This window comes from Actinosynnema sp. (genome assembly GCF_052038725.1).
On the sequence record NZ_JBQGCX010001019.1, the window covers coordinates 1 to 3421 of the forward strand.

Here is a 3421-nt window from a genome sequence, read left to right on the forward strand (position 1 = left end):
CCGGTTCCCCGACGTGCGCGTGCACCTGTACGGCAAGGAGGAGCGGCCGGGCCGCAAGATCGGCCACGTCACCCTGCTGGGGGAGCGCATGGCGGACGTGCGGGAGCGGGCGAGGCTCGCCGCGCACTGGCTGTCCGACGGCGTGTGGCTCGACGGGTACGACATCCACGGAGGACAGGCGTGACGCAGGTAGGCGTGATCATGGGCAGCGACTCGGACTGGCCCGTGATGGGGGCCGCCACCGAGGCGCTGGCCGAGTTCGGCGTGACGTTCGAGGTGGGTGTGTACTCGGCGCACCGGACCCCGCAGCGGATGCTGGACTACGCGACGTCGGCCGCCGGGCGCGGCCTGCAGGTGATCATCGCGGGCGCGGGCGGGGCGGCGCACCTGCCCGGCATGGTCGCCTCGGCGACGCCGCTGCCGGTGATCGGCGTGCCGGTGCCGCTCAAGCACCTGGACGGCATGGACTCGCTGCTGTCCATCGTGCAGATGCCCGCCGGGGTGCCGGTCGCAACGGTGTCGGTCGGCGGGGCGCGCAACGCGGGCTTGCTCGCGGTGCGGGTGCTGGGCGCGTCCGACCCGGAGCTGCGGGAGCGGATGGCGGCGTACCAGGCGTCGCTGGAGGAGATGGTGCTCGGCAAGGACGCGGCGCTGAAGGCGCTGGTCGAAGGTCGCCCGGACACGGGGGTGAACGCGCGCTAACATCCTCCCAGTGGAACTTACTGGGAGGTAACAAGTGGACCCGAGCTTCGGCACCTACCAGCTCGCCGAGGAGCACGACGCCCTGCGCGAGGCGATCCGCTCGCTCGCCGAGAAGGAGATCGCCCCGCACGCGGCGGACGTCGACGAGCGGGAGAGGTTCCCCGTCGAGGCGCTGTCCGCGCTGGTCAAGGCCGGTTTCTCGGCGGTCCACGTGCCCGAGGACTACGACGGGCAGGGCGCCGACTCGGTGGCCACGTGCATCGTGATCGAGGAGGTCGCGCGGGTCTGCGCGTCCTCCTCGCTCATCCCGGCGGTCAACAAGCTCGGCACGATGCCGATCATCCTGGCCGGCTCGGAGGAGCTGAAGCGGCAGGTCCTGCCGTCCATCGCGGCGGGCGAGGCCATGGCGTCGTACGCGCTGTCCGAGCGAGAGGCGGGCTCGGACACCGCGTCGATGCGGGCGCGGGCGCGGCTCGAGGGCGACCGGTGGGTGCTCAACGGCACCAAGTGCTGGATCACCAACGCGGGCGAGTCCACCTGGTACACGGTCATGGCTGTCACGGACCCCGACGCGCCGAAGAAGTCCCAGGGCATCTCGGCGTTCGTGGTGCACAAGGACGACCCCGGCTTCTCGGTCGGGTCCAAGGAGCGCAAGCTCGGGATCAAGGGCTCGCCCACCCGCGAGATCCACTTCGAGAACTGCGAGATCCCGGCGGACCGGATCATCGGCGAGCCCGGCACCGGCCTGAAGACGGCCCTGCGCACCCTGGACCACACCCGGCCGACGATCGGCGCGCAGGCGGTGGGCATCGCGCAGGGGGCGCTGGACCAGGCGATCGCGTACGTGAAGGACCGCAAGCAGTTCGGCCGGTCGATCTCGGACTTCCAGGGCGTGCAGTTCATGCTGGCCGACATGGCGATGAAGGTCGAGGCGGCCCGGCACATGGTGTACGTCGCGGCGGCGAAGGCCGAGCGGGGGGAACCGGACCTCGGGTTCATCACGGCGGCGGCGAAGTGCTTCGCGTCCGACGTGGCGATGGAGGTGACGACGGACGCGGTGCAGCTGTTCGGCGGGGCCGGGTACACGCGGGACTTCCCGGTGGAGCGGATGATGCGGGACGCGAAGATCACGCAGATCTACGAGGGGACCAACCAGGTGCAGCGGGTCGTGATGTCGCGGTCGCTGCTCAAGGGCTGAGCGCTCCGGACGCCCGCCCACCCGCAGCCCCCGGTCGTCGGGCGCGGGTGGGCGGTCAGGGGGCGTCCCGCCGCTCCGGTGGCGCCTCCCCGGCCATCCCCGCCAGGTACGCGTCCAGCTTCCGGTAGCTCGCGTCCCAGAACCCCCGGAAGCCCTCCGCCCACTCCGCCACCTCGCGCAGCGGCTCCGCCGACAGCTCGCACGGGCGCCACTGGGCGTCACGGCCGCGCGTGATCAGGCCCGCCCGCTCCAGCACCTTCAGGTGCTTGGACACCGCCGGGCCGCTCATCGGCAGCGGCGCGGACAGCTCCTTCACCGTCGCCGGGCCCTCGGTCAGCCTCGCCAGGATCGCGCGCCTGGTCGGGTCGGCCAGCGCGGCGAAGGTCGTGCTCAGCGGGTCGTCGGCCACGGCGTGCCCCCTTCGTTAACCACCCGGTTAAGTTAACCACGTCCCGCGCGCTCCACCTGTCGGGTTGCTGTCAGGCCCGCCGTTCGGGGCAGTGTTAGTTGAACTTTCATATACCTTCGGCCCCATGAACAAGTCCGACACGATCCGCGACACCGCCGCGCTCATCGGCCGGATCGGCGTGGGCGCCGTCTTCGTGGCGCACGGCTGGCAGAAGGTCTCCGAGTGGGGCATGGACGGCACGGCCGCGGCCTTCGAGGGCATGGGCATCCCCGCCCCCGCCCTGTCCGCCTGGTTCGCCGCGCTCGTCGAGCTGATCGGCGGCACCCTGCTGATCGTCGGCGCTGGCCTGCCGTTCGTGGGCGTCCTGCTGGCGATCCCGGTCCTCGGCGCGCTGCTCCTCGTCCACCTGCCCAACGGCCTCCTCGGCGAGGGCGGCTACGAGCTGGTCCTCGTGCTCGCCGTCTCGGCGATCGCCCTGGGCTTCAACGGCGGTCGCTTCTCCGTCGACCACCTGATCCGCGGCAAGCGCTCCGAGCCCGCCCGGATCTGACCCGCCGCGCCACAACCCCGGAAAGCCGAGAGCCTGAGGTCACCGTCGACCTCAGGCTCTTCCACGTCCGGGTGAGAACCGTCAGCCCACCAGGTCGATCGTCGTCCGCTCGCTGGCCCGCCTGCCGGGCAGCAGGTCCGGGTTCGGGTTGCTGCACTGCACCAGCGACCCGCCGCCCGCCAGCACCGCCAGCACCCCGTTCAGCAGCCCGTCCGGCTGGTTCCACTCCACCGTGGACAGCGCCCGCGTCCCCGGCCCGATCCCGAGCACCGCGGCCCTGGATCTCGCCTCCGCGACCACCTCGTCCACCGTCGACCACCCCAGCGCCGCCGTGCTCCCCGGAACCGGCGCGTGCGGGACGAAGTCGTCGCCGAACATCCGCACCTCGTCCAGGAAGTCACCGGGCGTGCCGGTGCCCAGCCCCATCGGGTGCAAGGACACCACGGACGTGACCTCCGCACCGGGCGCCTCACCACCCGGCGCGACCAGTGCCACCTTCGCCCCGGCGGGCGCGTCGACCACCGACGCCCCGCACCACCAGGCCCCCAGCAGCACCCCGAGC

5 protein-coding genes and 1 pseudogene are annotated in these 3421 nt (G+C 72.2%); 4 read left to right on the forward strand and 2 right to left on the reverse strand.

What is annotated here, in order from left to right; all coding sequences use genetic code 11:
- From ACTUAL_RS21540 to ACTUAL_RS21550, 3 genes and pseudogenes are all read left to right on the forward strand, one after another.
- A pseudogene (locus ACTUAL_RS21540) lies at nt 1-184 on the forward strand (5-(carboxyamino)imidazole ribonucleotide synthase); the annotation flags it as partial.
- Nucleotides 181-702, forward strand: a complete 522-nt coding sequence (gene purE, locus ACTUAL_RS21545) for a 5-(carboxyamino)imidazole ribonucleotide mutase (protein WP_440901518.1) — start codon at nt 181-183, stop codon at nt 700-702. The pseudogene ACTUAL_RS21540 and the gene purE, both read left to right, overlap by 4 nt.
- A 34-nt stretch (nt 703-736) precedes the next feature.
- Entirely contained in the window at nt 737-1900 is a 1164-nt protein-coding gene (locus ACTUAL_RS21550; RefSeq protein WP_096496942.1) for an acyl-CoA dehydrogenase, read from the forward strand.
- Nucleotides 1901-1955: 55 nt separating this feature from the next.
- Here ACTUAL_RS21550 and ACTUAL_RS21555 read toward each other — a convergent pair whose 3' ends face one another.
- A complete protein-coding gene (locus ACTUAL_RS21555) occupies nt 1956-2309 on the reverse strand; it encodes an ArsR/SmtB family transcription factor (RefSeq protein ID WP_096496941.1) in 354 nt (117 codons plus the stop codon).
- A gap of 124 nt (nt 2310-2433) precedes the next feature.
- On the opposite strand from ACTUAL_RS21555, the gene ACTUAL_RS21560 reads away from it, so the two are divergent.
- Complete coding sequence (locus ACTUAL_RS21560; protein ID WP_096496940.1) at nt 2434-2859, forward strand: DoxX family protein; 426 nt, start codon at nt 2434-2436, stop codon at nt 2857-2859.
- An 81-nt stretch (nt 2860-2940) separates the two neighbouring features.
- On the opposite strand, the gene ACTUAL_RS21565 is transcribed toward ACTUAL_RS21560, so the two are convergent.
- Nucleotides 2941-3421: TIGR03089 family protein (locus tag ACTUAL_RS21565; RefSeq protein ID WP_440901519.1), on the reverse strand; the 481-nt coding region annotated here is incomplete at its 5' end.